General features: G+C 69.4%; 16 protein-coding genes and 1 pseudogene. 4 read left to right on the forward strand and 13 right to left on the reverse strand.

Annotated elements, in window-relative coordinates:
* Positions 1–51: 51 nt before the first annotated feature.
* From QMO76_RS17845 to rlmN, 3 genes are all read right to left on the reverse strand, one after another.
* Positions 52–432 (reverse strand): alpha/beta fold hydrolase, encoded by a 381-nt coding sequence (locus QMO76_RS17845; RefSeq protein WP_306362446.1) that lies wholly within the window; start codon positions 430–432, stop codon positions 52–54.
* A gap of 193 nt (positions 433–625) precedes the next feature.
* Positions 626–898, reverse strand: coding sequence for a hypothetical protein (locus QMO76_RS17850; RefSeq protein WP_306362447.1), 273 nt, complete (start codon positions 896–898; stop codon positions 626–628).
* Positions 899–1,140: 242 nt separating this feature from the next.
* Complete coding sequence (gene rlmN / locus QMO76_RS17855) at positions 1,141–2,250, reverse strand: 23S rRNA (adenine(2503)-C(2))-methyltransferase RlmN (protein ID WP_306362448.1); 1,110 nt, start codon at positions 2,248–2,250, stop codon at positions 1,141–1,143.
* 153 nt (positions 2,251–2,403) lie between these two features.
* On the opposite strand from rlmN, the gene QMO76_RS17860 reads away from it, so the two are divergent.
* On the forward strand, positions 2,404–2,757 hold the full coding sequence (locus QMO76_RS17860) for a lipopolysaccharide assembly LapA domain-containing protein (RefSeq protein WP_306362449.1): 354 nt from the start codon (positions 2,404–2,406) through the stop codon (positions 2,755–2,757).
* Between the two features lie 36 nt (positions 2,758–2,793).
* Here QMO76_RS17860 and QMO76_RS17865 read toward each other — a convergent pair whose 3' ends face one another.
* The 3 genes from QMO76_RS17865 to pyrH all read right to left on the reverse strand — a co-directional run bounded on the left by QMO76_RS17865 (position 2,794) and on the right by pyrH (position 5,183).
* Entirely contained in the window at positions 2,794–3,654 is an 861-nt protein-coding gene (locus QMO76_RS17865) for a phosphatidate cytidylyltransferase (protein ID WP_306362686.1), read from the reverse strand.
* Between the two features lie 183 nt (positions 3,655–3,837).
* The gene (gene frr, locus QMO76_RS17870; RefSeq protein WP_029929992.1) at positions 3,838–4,395 is read right to left on the reverse strand and encodes a ribosome recycling factor; all 558 of its coding nucleotides are present in this window, start codon (positions 4,393–4,395) and stop codon (positions 3,838–3,840) included.
* A gap of 53 nt (positions 4,396–4,448) precedes the next feature.
* Positions 4,449–5,183 carry a UMP kinase gene (gene pyrH / locus QMO76_RS17875; RefSeq protein WP_306362450.1) on the reverse strand — a complete coding sequence of 245 codons (735 nt, stop codon included), beginning with the start codon at positions 5,181–5,183 and terminating at the stop codon, positions 4,449–4,451.
* 295 nt (positions 5,184–5,478) lie between these two features.
* Between pyrH and QMO76_RS17880 the strand changes: the two genes are divergently transcribed.
* Entirely contained in the window at positions 5,479–5,919 is a 441-nt protein-coding gene (locus QMO76_RS17880) for an SRPBCC family protein (RefSeq protein WP_306362451.1), read from the forward strand.
* 121 nt (positions 5,920–6,040) lie between these two features.
* Here QMO76_RS17880 and tsf read toward each other — a convergent pair whose 3' ends face one another.
* The gene (tsf, locus tag QMO76_RS17885; RefSeq protein WP_282779834.1) at positions 6,041–6,865 is read right to left on the reverse strand and encodes a translation elongation factor Ts; all 825 of its coding nucleotides are present in this window, start codon (positions 6,863–6,865) and stop codon (positions 6,041–6,043) included.
* Between the two features lie 106 nt (positions 6,866–6,971).
* Positions 6,972–7,838, reverse strand: coding sequence for a 30S ribosomal protein S2 (gene rpsB / locus QMO76_RS17890; RefSeq protein ID WP_029929999.1), 867 nt, complete (start codon positions 7,836–7,838; stop codon positions 6,972–6,974).
* A gap of 322 nt (positions 7,839–8,160) precedes the next feature.
* Between rpsB and QMO76_RS17895 the strand changes: the two are divergent.
* Positions 8,161–8,667: pseudogene (locus QMO76_RS17895) on the forward strand (M23 family metallopeptidase); the annotation flags it as partial.
* A 377-nt stretch (positions 8,668–9,044) separates the two neighbouring features.
* Here QMO76_RS17895 and QMO76_RS17900 read toward each other — a convergent pair.
* Positions 9,045–9,383: a DUF202 domain-containing protein gene (locus QMO76_RS17900; RefSeq protein WP_306362452.1), complete on the reverse strand. Its 339-nt coding sequence runs from the start codon at positions 9,381–9,383 to the stop codon at positions 9,045–9,047.
* Positions 9,380–9,733, reverse strand: a complete 354-nt coding sequence (locus tag QMO76_RS17905) for a YidH family protein (RefSeq protein ID WP_306362453.1) — start codon at positions 9,731–9,733, stop codon at positions 9,380–9,382. The genes QMO76_RS17900 and QMO76_RS17905 overlap by 4 nt, the downstream gene beginning before the upstream one ends.
* A gap of 294 nt (positions 9,734–10,027) precedes the next feature.
* Between QMO76_RS17905 and QMO76_RS17910 the strand changes: the two genes are divergently transcribed.
* On the forward strand, positions 10,028–10,543 hold the full coding sequence (locus QMO76_RS17910) for a DUF1990 family protein (protein ID WP_306362454.1): 516 nt from the start codon (positions 10,028–10,030) through the stop codon (positions 10,541–10,543).
* Here QMO76_RS17910 and QMO76_RS17915 read toward each other — a convergent pair.
* The 3 genes from QMO76_RS17915 to QMO76_RS17925 all read right to left on the reverse strand — a co-directional run bounded on the left by QMO76_RS17915 (position 10,534) and on the right by QMO76_RS17925 (position 12,742).
* Entirely contained in the window at positions 10,534–10,845 is a 312-nt protein-coding gene (locus QMO76_RS17915; protein ID WP_306362455.1) for a nuclear transport factor 2 family protein, read from the reverse strand. The two genes, QMO76_RS17910 and QMO76_RS17915, sit on opposite strands and share 10 nt — an antisense overlap.
* Before the next feature lie 87 nt (positions 10,846–10,932).
* Entirely contained in the window at positions 10,933–11,712 is a 780-nt protein-coding gene (locus tag QMO76_RS17920) for a siderophore-interacting protein (RefSeq protein ID WP_306362456.1), read from the reverse strand.
* 106 nt (positions 11,713–11,818) lie between these two features.
* Positions 11,819–12,742, reverse strand: coding sequence for a tyrosine recombinase XerC (locus QMO76_RS17925; protein ID WP_306362457.1), 924 nt, complete (start codon positions 12,740–12,742; stop codon positions 11,819–11,821).
* Between the last annotated feature and the right edge of the window lie 602 nt (positions 12,743–13,344).

Below are 13,344 nucleotides of genomic sequence, written 5' to 3' on the forward strand. Positions count from 1 at the left end.
GGCCGCGCACTACCCTTCGGCGGCGATCGGAACACTCCCCACGCCCGGCAGCTATCGGTGCGCGGCCAGGAACGGCAGCACGACGTCGGCCATCTCGTCGGGCACTTCCTCCGCCAGGTCGTGGCCGGCGTCGAAGACATGTCCGGTGACGTCGTGGGCCATGAGCCGCATCTGGGATTCGTTGCGGTCGCCGATGAACGCCGATCCGCCGAGCGCCAGGACCGGGACATCCAGTTTCCACTGTGCGGTCTGCCGGTTCTGTTCGGCGTCGATGAGCATCGCCCGATAGATCGAGAGCATCGCCCGGATGCCACCGGGCATGGAGTAGCAGCGCACGTATTCGTCGATCGCGTCGGGGGTGGCGCTGTCGGGGCGGCTGCGCGCGCAGGCACGTGCGCCGCCATGAACGTGCTCATCGGCCCCCGCTGCCACGCACGCGGAATCGCTGGCTGTCGATTCCGACGTGCCGGAACTGCTCCGGGTACACATACGCCGCCACTCACCAGCTCGCTCGCCCCTATCCCCTCGGTGTCGAACGCTGTGACTGTGTGCGGGCCCGGTTTTTCATGGATCCGGCGGTTGTACCCGACAAGTTACGAACCGGCGTCGCGGACTGTGCCACCCGTCACCGGCGGGACCACGCGGTGGCCAGGTGCTCGAGCTTCTCGCGGTAGTCGGCCGACGCGGGCTGTGCGTGCTCGTCGCGACGGAAGGAGCCCAGGAATCGGATGTCGTCCGGAGTGATGCGGCGCAGCACCGCGGGGCTGTAGACGAGCCGCACTCGCCAATTCGTCAGATGCTCGGCCTTGACGTCGGCGCGGACCAGTCGGGCACGGGGGCCGCGACAGCGTCCGATCACGGTGACGACTTCCATGCCCATGCCCGGATAGCCGTTCACGACATAGACCTTCGCACCCCCGGGGAAGATCCTGGTGCCACTGCGGGTCTCGGCTCCGCCTGGGCCATAAGCCCTTTCGGTGACCACGTTGGCTACCAGGGACCAGATCGGATGCGGCTCGCCGAGGCCGGGAACCGGCGGATCGGCAGCAGACTCGGGGGTTGTGCTGTCCAGCTCGAACGCCGCCCCGACATCCTGGCGACGCCATCGTTCGCGTAGCCACGCCGCCAAGCGGCTGCGCATCAACCCTCGGCGGCGAGCTGGCCGCAGGCGGCGGCGATCTCCTGGCCGCGGGTGTCGCGGACCGTGCAGGGCACGCCCTGGGCCTCGACGCGGCGGACGAACTCGCGCTCGACCGGCTTCGGCGACGCGTCCCACTTGCTGCCCGGAGTCGGGTTCAGCGGGATCACATTGACATGGACGCGGGAGCCCAGGGCCTTGTGGAGCTTCGAGCCCAGCATGTCGGCGCGCCAGGGCTGGTCGTTGATGTCGCGGATCAACGCGTACTCGACGGAGACGCGGCGGCCGGACTTGTCGGCGTAATAGCGGGCCGCATCCAAAACTTCGGCGACCGACCAGCGGTTGTTGACCGGGACGAGGGTGTCGCGCAGTTCGTCGTCGGGGGTGTGCAGGGAGACCGCGAGGGTCACAGAGAGGTCTTCGTCGGCGAGTTTGCGGATGGCGGGGGCCAGGCCGACGGTGGAGACGACCACATTGCGCTGCGAGATGCCCAGACCGTCCGGAGCCGGAGACGTGATCCGGCGGACCGCGTTGACCACCCGCTTGTAGTTCGCGAGGGGCTCACCCATACCCATGAAGACGATATTGGACAGGCGGCCCGGACCACCGGCGACCTCGCCGTCGCGCAGCGCCGCGGCGGCGGCGCGCACCTGGTCGACGATCTCGGCGGTGGACAGGTTGCGGTTCAGGCCGCCCTGGCCGGTGGCGCAGAACGGGCAGGCCATACCGCAGCCGGCCTGGCTGGAGATGCACAGCGTGGCCCGGTCGGGGTAGCGCATGAGCACCGATTCGAGCAGGGTGCCGTCGCCCGCCTTCCAGAGCGTCTTGCGGGTGCTGCCGTCATCGCAGGCGATATGCCGGACCGGGGTGAGCAGCGGCGGGAACAGTGCCGCGCCCACCTTGGCACGCATATCGGCGGGCAGATCGGTCATCTGCTCGGGATCGGCCTGCAGCCGCCCGTAGTACTGGCGCGCGATCTGGTCGGCGCGGAACTTCGGCAGCCCCAGCTCCGCCATGGCGGCGCGCCGCTCCTCGGCGTCGAGGTCGGCGAGATGCCGCGGGGGCATGCCACGGCGGGGGGCGTCGAAGACGAGCGGCAGGGGGGCAGTCATAACCTTTCCAGTGTCCCATCCGGACGCGCTGTCGCGGCTGCCGGGGCGGGCGGCGCTGATCACACCGCCCGGGAATCCCCGACAAGTCCGACATGCCTGAGACAACGGGCAATATCCGTGCACTGGTCATAGCTATCCGCAATGATCGAGGGTATGACTGCCGACGCCGTGAATCCAGGGGACGCTGAACACCCGGAGCCCGAAAAACAGATCGACGACAAACCGACCGACACGAGAAAACCCGATACGACCATCGACCGGGCGCTGAAGACCCGCACCGGCTACACCTGGCTGGCCCTCATCATCGCGGCGCTGCTGGGTATCGTGCTGCTGGTCTTCATCCTGCAGAACCTGGAGACGGCCCACGTCGAGTTCTTCGCCTGGCGGTTCCAGATGCCGATCGGCGTGCTGGTGCTGCTGTCGGTGATCATCGGAGCGCTGGTGATGGCGCTGGTCGGCGGCTGGCGCATCTTCCAACTGCGCCGCGCCGCCAAGAAGGTGAGCTGACGATCGGGGGCTCCACCGGTACCGGAGCCCCCGACCTCACAGCAGCGCCGTCAGCACCAGCCAGGACACGAATGCCGACGGCAGCATGGAGTCCAGCCGGTCCATGATGCCGCCGTGCCCGGGCAGCAGCGTGCCCATATCCTTGATGCCCAGCTCCCGCTTGATCTGGGATTCGATCAGATCGCCGATGGTGGCCACCAGCACCAGGCCCACGCCCAACAGCACGCCGATCATGGAATTCGCCTGCAACAGCAGGGTCACCGTGAGCAGACCGCCGATCACCGAGAACAGCAGCGAACCGCCGAAGCCCTCCCAGGACTTCTTCGGACTGATGGCGGGGACCATCGGGTGGCGGCCGAAGAGCACCCCGGCGACGTAGCCGCCCACATCGGAGCAGACCACCAGGATCATGAAGGTCAACACCCGCAGATTGCCGTCGTCGTCGAGCAGCATGAGGACGGCGAAGGAGGCCAGCAGCGGCACCCAGGCGAGGACGAAGATGCTGATCGCGGTGTCGCGCAGATAGTTTCGCGGCGTGGCGCGCAGCCCGTGGTCGAACAGCCGCCACACCATGAGGGCGAGCACGGTCGCCGCGAAGGCCCCCGCCACCCCCTCGGTACCGAATGGCCAGGCCAGCCAGATGACGGCCTGGCCGCCCAGCAGCAGCGGTATGCGCGGCACCAGTACGTCGGCCTCGCGCAGCCGCTTGGCGACCTCCCAGGTAGCCACCGCCATGGCGACCGCGATCACGCCGATGAGGACCTCCGGCACGAACAGCAGGATCGCGATGAGCGACAGCCCAAGCCCGAAACCGACCGCCAGCGCGGCGGGCAGGTTGCGCCCCGCCTTGGGCTTGCCGCCCTTGCCGCCGTCGGAGGCGGGGACCGGATCCGGGATGGCGGCCGACGAACCCGTGCGCGCCGGATCGCCGGGCGTACCCGGGGTCTCGGGCTGCTGCGCCGCCCCGGTCACCTCCGACGGCGTCGCATTGTCTGCGGCGGCAGTATCTTCGGCCACGATTGTCCTGTCGCTCACTTGTCGTCCGTTCGTCCCTACCCCCGGCCGGCGCCGCCGACCGGCTCAGACCTCGAGCAGTTCCGATTCCTTGTGCTTGACCAGTTCGTCGATCTGGGCGACGTACTTGTGGGTGGTCTTGTCCAGTTCCTTCTCGGCGCGGCCGACCTCGTCCTCGCCCGCCTCGCCGTCCTTCTGGATGCGGCCCAGCTCCTCCATGGCCTTGCGGCGCACATTGCGGATGGAGATCTTGGCGTCCTCGCCCTTGGACTTGGCCTGCTTCACCATTTCGCGGCGGCGCTCCTCGGTGAGCTGCGGCACGCTCACCCGGATGATGTGGCCGTCATTGGTCGGGTTCACACCCAGATCCGAGTTGCGGATGGCGGTTTCGATGGCGCCCAGCTGCGCGGCCTCGTACGGCTTGATCACGACCATGCGCGGTTCGGGCACATTGATGCTCGACACCTGGGTGATGGGGGTGGGCGACCCGTAGTAGTCGATGACGATCCGGGAGAACATGCCCGGATTCGCGCGACCGGTCCGAATGGACCCCAGGTCGTCCTTCGCCACCGAGACGGCTTTCTCCATCTTTTCCTCGGCGTCGAAGAGCGCTTCTTCAATCACGGCGTTTCCTCCACAGCGTCATCGTTCGTTTCGGTCGGCGCGGTCCGTGTGGTTCACGTCCGCACCAACGTGCCGATCTTCTCACCGGCCACGGCGCGGGCGATATTGCCCTTGGTCAACAGATTGAACACCAGCATGGGCATCTGGTTGTCCATACAGAGGCTGAACGCGGTGGCGTCGGCCACCTTGAGCCCGCGCTCCAGCACTTCCTTGTGCGTGACCTCGGTGAACATGGTCGCGGAGTCGTCCTCGCGCGGATCCGCGGTGAAGACGCCGTCGACGGCCTTGGCCATGAGCACCACCTCCGCACCGATCTCCAGGGCGCGCTGCGCGGCGGTGGTATCGGTACTGAAGTACGGCATACCCATCCCGGCGCCGAAAATGACTACCCGGCCCTTCTCCAGGTGCCGCTTGGCACGCAGCGGCAGGTACGGTTCGGCGACCTGTCCCATGGTGATGGCGGTCTGCACCCGGGTGTCGATCCCCTGCTTCTGCAGGAAATCCTGCAGCGCAAGGGAATTCATCACGGTGCCGAGCATGCCCATGTAGTCGGAGCGGGCCCGCTCCATCCCGCGCTCCTCGAGTTCGGCGCCGCGGAAGAAGTTGCCGCCGCCGATCACGACCGCGACCTGCACACCGGTCGAGACCACCTCGGCGATCTGTTCGGCGACCGTCTGCACGACATCCGGGTCGAGCCCCACCTTGCCGCCGCCGAACATCTCACCACCCAATTTGAGGAGCACTCGGCGATAGCCCTTGCGGTCGGGCGCCGTATCCGGGTCCGTCATCGGTCTCCTTCTCCCTCGGCAGCGAGCCTGCGCACGCACATGAAAAGACCATCCCGATATGCGGATTGCACGGGACGGCGACGAGCTTTTTCTATCCTGCCTCACGCGCGGGCGCGAGGGTGACCCGACCCTCGTTCCCGGTGAGAATTTCGGGGCAGTTTATCCGGTTTCCGCGCGGGCCGACAGCGCGGCCGGACAACCGGACCCACCCCCGCGCACGGCGCGGCCCCGATCGAGCGGATCCGGGCCGCCGACGACACGACGGCGGCGCGTGTTCCCGGCGTAGCATCGGCCCATGTCCGTCGATGTCGCGACCACCATCGAGATAGCCCGGCCGCGATCGGAGGTGGCGGCCTTCACGGCCGATCCGGACAATGTCACGCGCTGGTACGCCAATATCCGGTCCGTCCAGTGGCTCACCGCCAAACCGGCGGCGGTGGGATCGCGAATGGCGTTCGTGGCACGGTTCCTCGGGCGCGAACTCGCCTACACCTACGAGGTGCGCGAACTGGTGCCCGGTGAGCGGTTCGTCATGGGCACCGCGGCGGGGCCGTTTCCGATGGAGACGACCTACACGTGGGAGGACACGGCCGACGGCGGAACGCGGATGACGCTGCGCAATCGGGGTGAGCCGTCCGGGTTCGCGAGGATCGCCGCCCCGGTCGTGGTCGCGGCCATGCGTTCGGCCAACCGGAAGGATCTCGAGCGGCTGAAGGAGCTGCTCGAGGCACGGTGAGGGCGGGCACGCGACCGAGGCGGGCGCACGGCCCGTCCACGCCGCCACCGGTCCGCATATCCCATGAAACAGCCCCTCGCGCAATCTCGTTGCGCGAGGGGCTGGTTCGTGTCTCAGGCGATTACGCCTGGCCGACCTCGAAGCGGGCGAAGCGGGTGATGGTGACCCCGGCCTCGTCCAGCAGCTGCTTCACGGTCTTCTTGCTGTCGGTGACCGACGGCTGCTCCAGCAGGACGACGTCCTTGTAGAAGCCGTTGACGCGACCCTCGGTGATCTTCGGGAGCGCGGCCTCGGGCTTGCCCTCCTCGCGGGCGGTGGCCTCGGCGATGGAGCGCTCCTTCTCGACCACGTCGGCCGGAACCTCGTCGCGGGACACGTACTTGGCCTTGAGCGCGGCGACCTGCATGGCGGCGGCACGCGCGACCTCGGCCGCGGCGTCACCCTCGCCCTGGTACTCGACCAGCACGCCGACGGCGGGCGGCAGGTCGGTGGCACGCTTGTGCAGGTACACCGTGGTGGTGCCGTCGAAGGCGGCCACCCGGCGCAGCTCGAGCTTCTCGCCGATCTTGGCGGCCAGCTCCTGCACGGCCTGGTCGGCGGTCTTGCCACCCAGGTCGACGGCCTTGAGGGCGTCCAGGTCGGCCGGGCGGGCCTTGGCGGCCGCGGTCACGACCGCGTTCGCCAGGTCCTGGAACTCCTGGTTCTTGGCGACGAAGTCGGTCTCGGAATTGATCTCGATCATGACGCCGTCCTGCGCGGCGACCAGGCCCTCGGCGGTGGCGCGCTCGGCGCGCTTGCCGACATCCTTGGCGCCCTTGATGCGCAGGAACTCGACGGCCTTGTCGAAGTCGCCGCCGTTCTCCTCGAGGGCCTTCTTGCAGTCCATCATGCCGGAGCCGGTGAGCTCGCGGAGCCGCTTCACATCGGCGGCGGTGTAGTTCGCCATCTGGGGCGAGCCTCCTGTTGTGAGTAAGTCTGTGGTGGTCACACCATGCCGACCGCTACCCAACGGAAACGGTCGGCACGGTGAACAAAGCCACGCGGGGAGGAAATCAGAAGTCGGCCGGGGTCTTGGTGGCCGGGTTCTCCTTCAGTTCCGCCTCGGCGGCGGTCTCGGCGGCCGGGGCTTCCGCGGGCGCCTCGGCGGTCGCGCCCGCCAGCAGTTCCTGCTCCCACTCGGCGAGCGGCTCGCCGGCGCCGGCCTCGGGCTTGGCGTCGCCGGTGGCACGCGCGGCACGGGCCTGCACGCCCTCGGCGACGGCGGAGGCGACGACCTTGGTCAGCAGCGCGGCCGAGCGGATAGCGTCGTCGTTGCCCGGGATCGGGTAGTCGACCAGGTCGGGATCGCAGTTGGTGTCCAGGATCGCGATGACCGGGATGTTCAGCTTGCGAGCCTCGCCGACGGCGATGTGCTCCTTGTTGGTGTCGACGACCCAGATGGCCGAGGGCACCTTGGCCATATCGCGGATACCGCCGAGGGTGCGCTCCAGCTTGTTCTTCTCACGCGTCAGCATGAGGATTTCCTTCTTGGTGCGACCCTCGAAACCGCCGGTCTGCTCCATCGCCTCGAGCTCCTTGAGGCGCTGCAGCCGCTTGTGCACGGTCTGGAAGTTGGTGAGCATGCCGCCCAGCCAGCGCTGGTTCACGTAGGGCATGCCGACGCGGGTCGCCTCGGAGGCGATCGACTCCTGGGCCTGCTTCTTGGTGCCGACGAAGAGGACGGTGCCGCCGTGCGCCACGGTCTCCTTGACGAACTCGTAGGCCTTGTCGATGTAGGTCAGCGTCTGCTGCAGATCGATGATGTAGATGCCGTTGCGGTCGGTGAAGATGAACCGCTTCATCTTCGGGTTCCACCGACGGGTCTGGTGACCGAAGTGCGCGCCGCTGTCGAGCAGCTGCTTCATAGTTACGACAGCCATGGCTCCCGTATCTCCTCTTATCGCTGGTTGACGCAGGGATCGGCGATCTCTGCCCTGGCGCCCGCGGCCACCGGAACCCATGACGCACCCGCTGAACAATCCTTGTTCAGCGGAACGCGATGGGACCAGCCGGCGACCCTGGAAAGCGGGCGCGCGAAGTCGGTCTGCGTAAGCAAACCGCTGGACCAGTCTACGGGGGTGACGGGTCAGACCGAAATCGGGTCCCGCGAGGGAAGAGGCGGCTGTTCACACCCCCGCGTGTCATCCACACTCGCCGAGATCGGGATTCCATCGCCGACCTGCCGATACGACGCTGGTGTACATGCATCGGACCACGACGCCCCGGCGCATCCCGAACAGGGTCGCGCCCCGCTGGCTCAACCCGGGCCGAACCGTTCGCCGCTGGGTCGCGCTCCACTGGCTCAACCCGGGCCGAGCCGTTCGCCGCTGGGTCACGCTGAGCCGGGTCGTCCTCGGCTGGCTCGTGCTGACCGCCACGGTGTCGCCTGCCGGATCGGCCGCGCCGGACCACGCCTTCGACTGGCCCCTGCGTCCGCGTCCTTCGGTGGTGCGGGGCTTCGACAATCCGGAGCACGACTGGCTGCCAGGACACCGCGGGGTGGATCTGGCCGGTGCCGCCGGACAGCGGGTGCTCGCGGCCGCGGACGGGGTGGTGGCGTTCGCCGGAACCGTTGCGGGCAAGCCGGTGGTATCGGTCGATCACGCGGGCGGTCTGCGCACGACCTACGAGCCGGTGCGGGCCACCGTGGCGGCGGGACGGCGCGTGACGCGCGGGAGCGTGCTCGGCGCGCTGGAGCGTGGCGACCATGGCTGCCCCGGGGTGTGCCTGCACTGGGGGTTGCGGCGCGGACGCGCCTACCTGGATCCACTGGTGCCGGTCACGCCCACGCCGCTGCGCCTGAAGCCACTGGCATGGGGCAACGGCTTCGGCGACGGAGCCGCGGCCACGAACATCCGGGAAGCCCGGCCCCTCGATTCCGACCGCCGGGCATCCGCCGCGATCACGACCGGCGAACCGGCACACGATCCCCTACCGCCGGACCCTTGCACGATCACGACGGCCAGCACGTGGCCACGGCCGCCAGGTCGGCACCCGGACCGGCGGATCTGCACCCGGACCGGCGGGTCAGCACCCGGACCGGCGGGTCAGCACCCGGGCCGCCGGGTCAGCACCCGGGCCGCCGGTCACGGTTCGACCCTCGACAGGCCGAGGGTGAACACCGCCACCACGCAGGTGACGGCGATGATCGCGAGGGCTACCGCGGCCACCGCGATCCGACCGTCACTCCAGTTCGCCCGGGGCCGGGTGTGCAAGATATGCGCGCGGCGCACCCCGACCGCCACCACCATGACGAGCGCGACGGCGGCGGCCACCGGGGCGACGGCCGCGGGCCGCCACCCGCTCGCCGCGGCCGCGTGCAGCAGCAGCGCCACATTCGCCATGGCGGCCACCGCTGTCCGCCACCACGCCAGTGCGGTCCGCTCCGCCTGCAGGCCCCGCTCCGTAGTCGGAACCCCGCTCACGACAACAGCATTCCGATACCCGACAGCACCGCGATGACGGCGATGCCCGCGGACAGGATGGGCACCATGACGGTGCGCGGCAGCGGTTCCCCGCGACGCATGGCCGCCGCCACCTGCCGCCAGCGCCAGTACGCGCTCACCGCGATGGCGATGGCGAGCACGATGCAACTCATCCCCACCGCCGTGCGCAGCCCGTGGTGCCGGAACGGCCGCACCAACTCGTGCACCGCCACACCGCCCGCCAGCAACCCCAAAGCCGTTCGTATCCACGACAGAAAGGTGCGTTCATTGGCGAGCGTGAACCGATAGTCCACCTCTTCGTCTGTGTCCACGGGCGTGGGGTGACTCATGGCACCAGTCTCCCCCGGCGGCCGAGCCGATGTCGGAGCAGGTATCGGCGAGTCCGGTGCGTGCCCGCGATGAGCAGGCACCCGCCCGGCGCACGAGGCCGACCCGCACGCCACACGGGGGCGACTCGCGCGGCGCGGGATCCGTGGTGGCCGGTGCGCGGACGATGGTGGCAGCGGTCGGTCTCGGGTATCGGGTATCGGTGCGCCGCGGGACAGGTGTCGAATCCGGACACGGAGGCGACGTCACCTCCCGCCGCGCTGGCGCGGCGACAGCGTCGGCAGCAGGATGGAGTCATGCCGATCGATCCCACCCCGTTCACCTATGCCGAGGTCGGCGCGAGCAAGGGCGAGTTCCCGACCGGCTACCACCATTTCCGGATCCGCCGACGGATCGGATCCGGGCGGGCGGTGTTCGAGCGGGCGGGTGCGGATATTCGGGCGTATCGCATGCAGCGGGGTACCGGGATCTTCCGGGCGGCGAGCACACCCGTCGCCGAGGTGGGGACGCGGCTCACAGTGCGGCTCGGCGCCGGTCCGTTCGGCATCACCGCCCCCTGCCAGGTCGTCTATGTGCTGGAGGAGTCCGACCGGCTCGGCTTCGCCTACGGCACGCTGCCCGGGCACCCGGAGTGCGGGGAGGAGGTGTTCGCCGTCGAGCACGACCCGGCCGACGGGTCGGTGTACGGCGTGGTCGCGGCGTTCTCCCGGCCCGGCGCCTGGTACACGCGGCTGGGCGGCCCGGCGGTGCGAATCATCCAGCGCTACATGGCGGGTCGGTACATCGACGCCGTACGCCCCGATCAGGCCTGACCGGTCTCGAATCGACTGATCTTGTCGCCGTCCACCTCGAACCGCCAGGCGGTCCGCATGGCACCCCAGCGGCTGTTGGAGTAGTCGGCGACCAGTGCCCGCCCGCCCTCGCTCACCGACTGGACATCCATCCGCCCGGCGGTATCGAAGATCTCGCTCGCGGTCCACTGCCGCAGATCGCGATCGGATCCGTCGTCGGACATGGTGGCGTCGGCGGTCAGTACGCCGTAGAAGGCATCGCGGTCGCCCGCATTGAGCGCGTCGACGAACCGTCGCACCACAGGATCGAGCTGGTCGGCCATCGCAAACTCCTTCGACTCGGTGTTCTCACCTTCCGGTCAGGTACGACTGCACTACCTTCGGCTAATTTACCGCAACCGCCACGGCCGCTACCGGGCCGCCGCGGCGGCCCCGGCCTGTTCGCGCTCGGCCAGATCGGATTTCCACTGGCGGAAGCCCTCTTCGGTGCGGCCGCGCCGCCAGTAGCCGGAGATGGAGGACGCCCACTGCGCGGAGACGCCCCGCTCCTTGCGGATATAGGGCCGCAGCTGATGCATGACGGCCTGCGCCTCGCCGTGGATGAACACCTGCACCTGCCCGTCGAGCCACGGCTCCGCGCGCACGGCCGCCACCAGCTTCTCCCCCGGCGCGGTCGTGCCACGGTGGATCCAGGTGAGGCGAACACCCTCGGGGCGTTCGAAGTCGAGTTCGTCGGCGGGACCGGCGATTTCCACGAAGACCCGGCCGACGGCCGAGGCGGGCATGGCCGCGCAGGCCGCCGCGATGGCGGGCAGTGCGGATTCGTCACCGGCCAGCAGATGCCAGTCGGCGTCGGGGCGCGGGGCGTACGCGCCACCCGGTCCGAACATCTCGATGACGTCGCCGGGCCGGGCTGCCGCCGCCCAGGGGCCGGCCACGCCCTCATCGCCGTGGTAGACGAAGTCGATGGCGATCTGCTGGGCCTGCGGGTCGACCGAGCGCACGGTGTAGGTGCGCATGGTCTCGCCGTCCTCGCCCGGGAACAGGAGTTTGACGTAGGCGTCGGTGAAGTCGTTGGGCTGGAACGACGCGAATCCGGGTCCGCCGAGGTGTACGCGAATCATGTGGTCGGTGAGCCGGGTGGTGCTCTGGACAACGAGTTTCGTTCGGGGACGTGCGGGACGAGCCAAGTGAATCACCTCCGTATTAGGATTACCTAACAAACCATACGCCTGGCTGACGATAGTTCGCCGATACGGTCGCGATACAGCGGTGAGGGATGGATCACAGCGCCGCTCAGGCACGCGGATGGGCTTGGTCGTGCACCTTCTTCAGACGGTCGATGGAGACGTGGGTGTAGAGCTGTGTGGTGGCCATGCTGGCGTGGCCGAGGAGTTCCTGGACGATGCGCAGATCCGCGCCGCCTTCCAGCAGGTGGGTGGCGGCGGTGTGCCGCAGGCCGTGCGGGCCCATGTCGGGAGCTCCCGGAATGGCCGAGATCACCTCGTGCACAACCGTTCTGGCCTGGCGCTGGTCGATGCGGCGGCCACGGCGGCCGAGCAGCAGGGCACGGCCGGACGCGGCGGTGGCCAGGGCGGGGCGGCCCCGCCGCAGCCAGTTCTCCAGCGCGGTGTCGGCCGGGCCGCCGAAGGGCACCGACCGTTCTTTGTTGCCCTTGCCCAGCACCCGCACCAGCCGGCGTTCCCGATCCACGTCGTCGACGTCCAGCCCGCACAGCTCACCCACCCGAATCCCGGTGGCGTACAGCAACTCCACGATCAGCCGGTCCCGCAGCGCGAGCGGGTCCTCCTGCGCCGCACCGGATTCCGCCGCGTCCATGGCCGCACGCGCCTGCTCGCGTCCCAGGACGGCGGGCAGCACCCGATGCGCGCGGGCCGACCCCAGTCGCGGCCCCGGGTCGACCGCCAGCCGTCCCGTGTGGGTCAGCCACGCGGTGAACGTCCGCGCCGAGGACGCCCGCCGCGCCAAGGTGGTCCGCGCCGCCCCCGTGGCCGCCTGCGCGCTCAACCACGACCGCAACAGCGCCACGTCCACCTCACCCACCCCGGAGTCGGCCGACCCCCGCACCAGATGCTCCAGCAGCGACCGCGCATCCCCCACATAGGCCCGCGCCGTATGCTCCGACCGGTTCCGCCCCAACCGCAGATGCCGCCCGTACTCCACCAGCAGCGCTTCCAAATCCTCGGGCAGACCACTCATACCCCCATGATTCCCTCTCCCCCGGACCACTCCCACCCGCGACGCGCCGCACCACCGCACACTCGCCCCGCGAGCCCCACCGGCAGCACCCCGGTCATAGGACCGCGCCCGCACGGCGCTGCGACGACCAACCCCTACCGAGACCAGGCAACGTCTCACCAGCCGATAGCACCCGCCCCGGAACGCCACCACCGGGTGACACCCGGTACGCCGCCGTACGGTGGGCACACGCCCGGCGCACCGCCGACCCGCAGACACTCGCCCGGCACACCGCCCACCCGCGGACACACACTCAACTCCGCCCACCTCGTCGGCATGGGAGACGGAGAGACGATGGCCAGCCGGTCAGCCCGAGGTTCCCGCTGGGTTGCCCATGGCGACCCGCCGCCACCGCCGCGGCCCAGCCATGATGCGGACCCGCCGCCCGGCAACTCGATGAAGACTTCGCCCAACACCTCGACACCCCGGCGGATGCACACACGCCCGGGACCCCGCCAACCGGTGAACGCACCGCCGACCAGGGAACACACCACCGATCTGGGCGAACGCTGCACCAACGGTCGGAAGGCCCGCGCGGGTCTCGTGTCGGCGCGCTTTCCCTG

Source organism: Nocardia sp. CC227C (assembly GCF_030767025.1).
Lineage (GTDB): Bacteria > Actinomycetota > Actinomycetes > Mycobacteriales > Mycobacteriaceae > Nocardia.

Excerpts from the sequence above, each read along its gene's own strand:
- rlmN (WP_306362448.1), bottom strand. The coding sequence starts at position 2,250 with ATGACTGCCCCCCTGCCGCTCGTCTTCGACGCCCCCCGCCGTGGCATG.
- QMO76_RS17860 (WP_306362449.1), top strand. The coding sequence starts at position 2,404 with ATGACTGCCGACGCCGTGAATCCAGGGGACGCTGAACACCCGGAGCCC.
- pyrH (WP_306362450.1), bottom strand. The coding sequence starts at position 5,183 with ATGACGGACCCGGATACGGCGCCCGACCGCAAGGGCTATCGCCGAGTG.
- QMO76_RS17880 (WP_306362451.1), top strand. The coding sequence starts at position 5,479 with ATGTCCGTCGATGTCGCGACCACCATCGAGATAGCCCGGCCGCGATCG.
- tsf (WP_282779834.1), bottom strand. The coding sequence starts at position 6,865 with ATGGCGAACTACACCGCCGCCGATGTGAAGCGGCTCCGCGAGCTCACC.
- rpsB (WP_029929999.1), bottom strand. The coding sequence starts at position 7,838 with ATGGCTGTCGTAACTATGAAGCAGCTGCTCGACAGCGGCGCGCACTTC.
- QMO76_RS17905 (WP_306362453.1), bottom strand. The coding sequence starts at position 9,733 with ATGAGTCACCCCACGCCCGTGGACACAGACGAAGAGGTGGACTATCGG.
- QMO76_RS17910 (WP_306362454.1), top strand. The coding sequence starts at position 10,028 with ATGCCGATCGATCCCACCCCGTTCACCTATGCCGAGGTCGGCGCGAGC.
- QMO76_RS17915 (WP_306362455.1), bottom strand. The coding sequence starts at position 10,845 with ATGGCCGACCAGCTCGATCCTGTGGTGCGACGGTTCGTCGACGCGCTC.
- QMO76_RS17925 (WP_306362457.1), bottom strand. The coding sequence starts at position 12,742 with ATGAGTGGTCTGCCCGAGGATTTGGAAGCGCTGCTGGTGGAGTACGGG.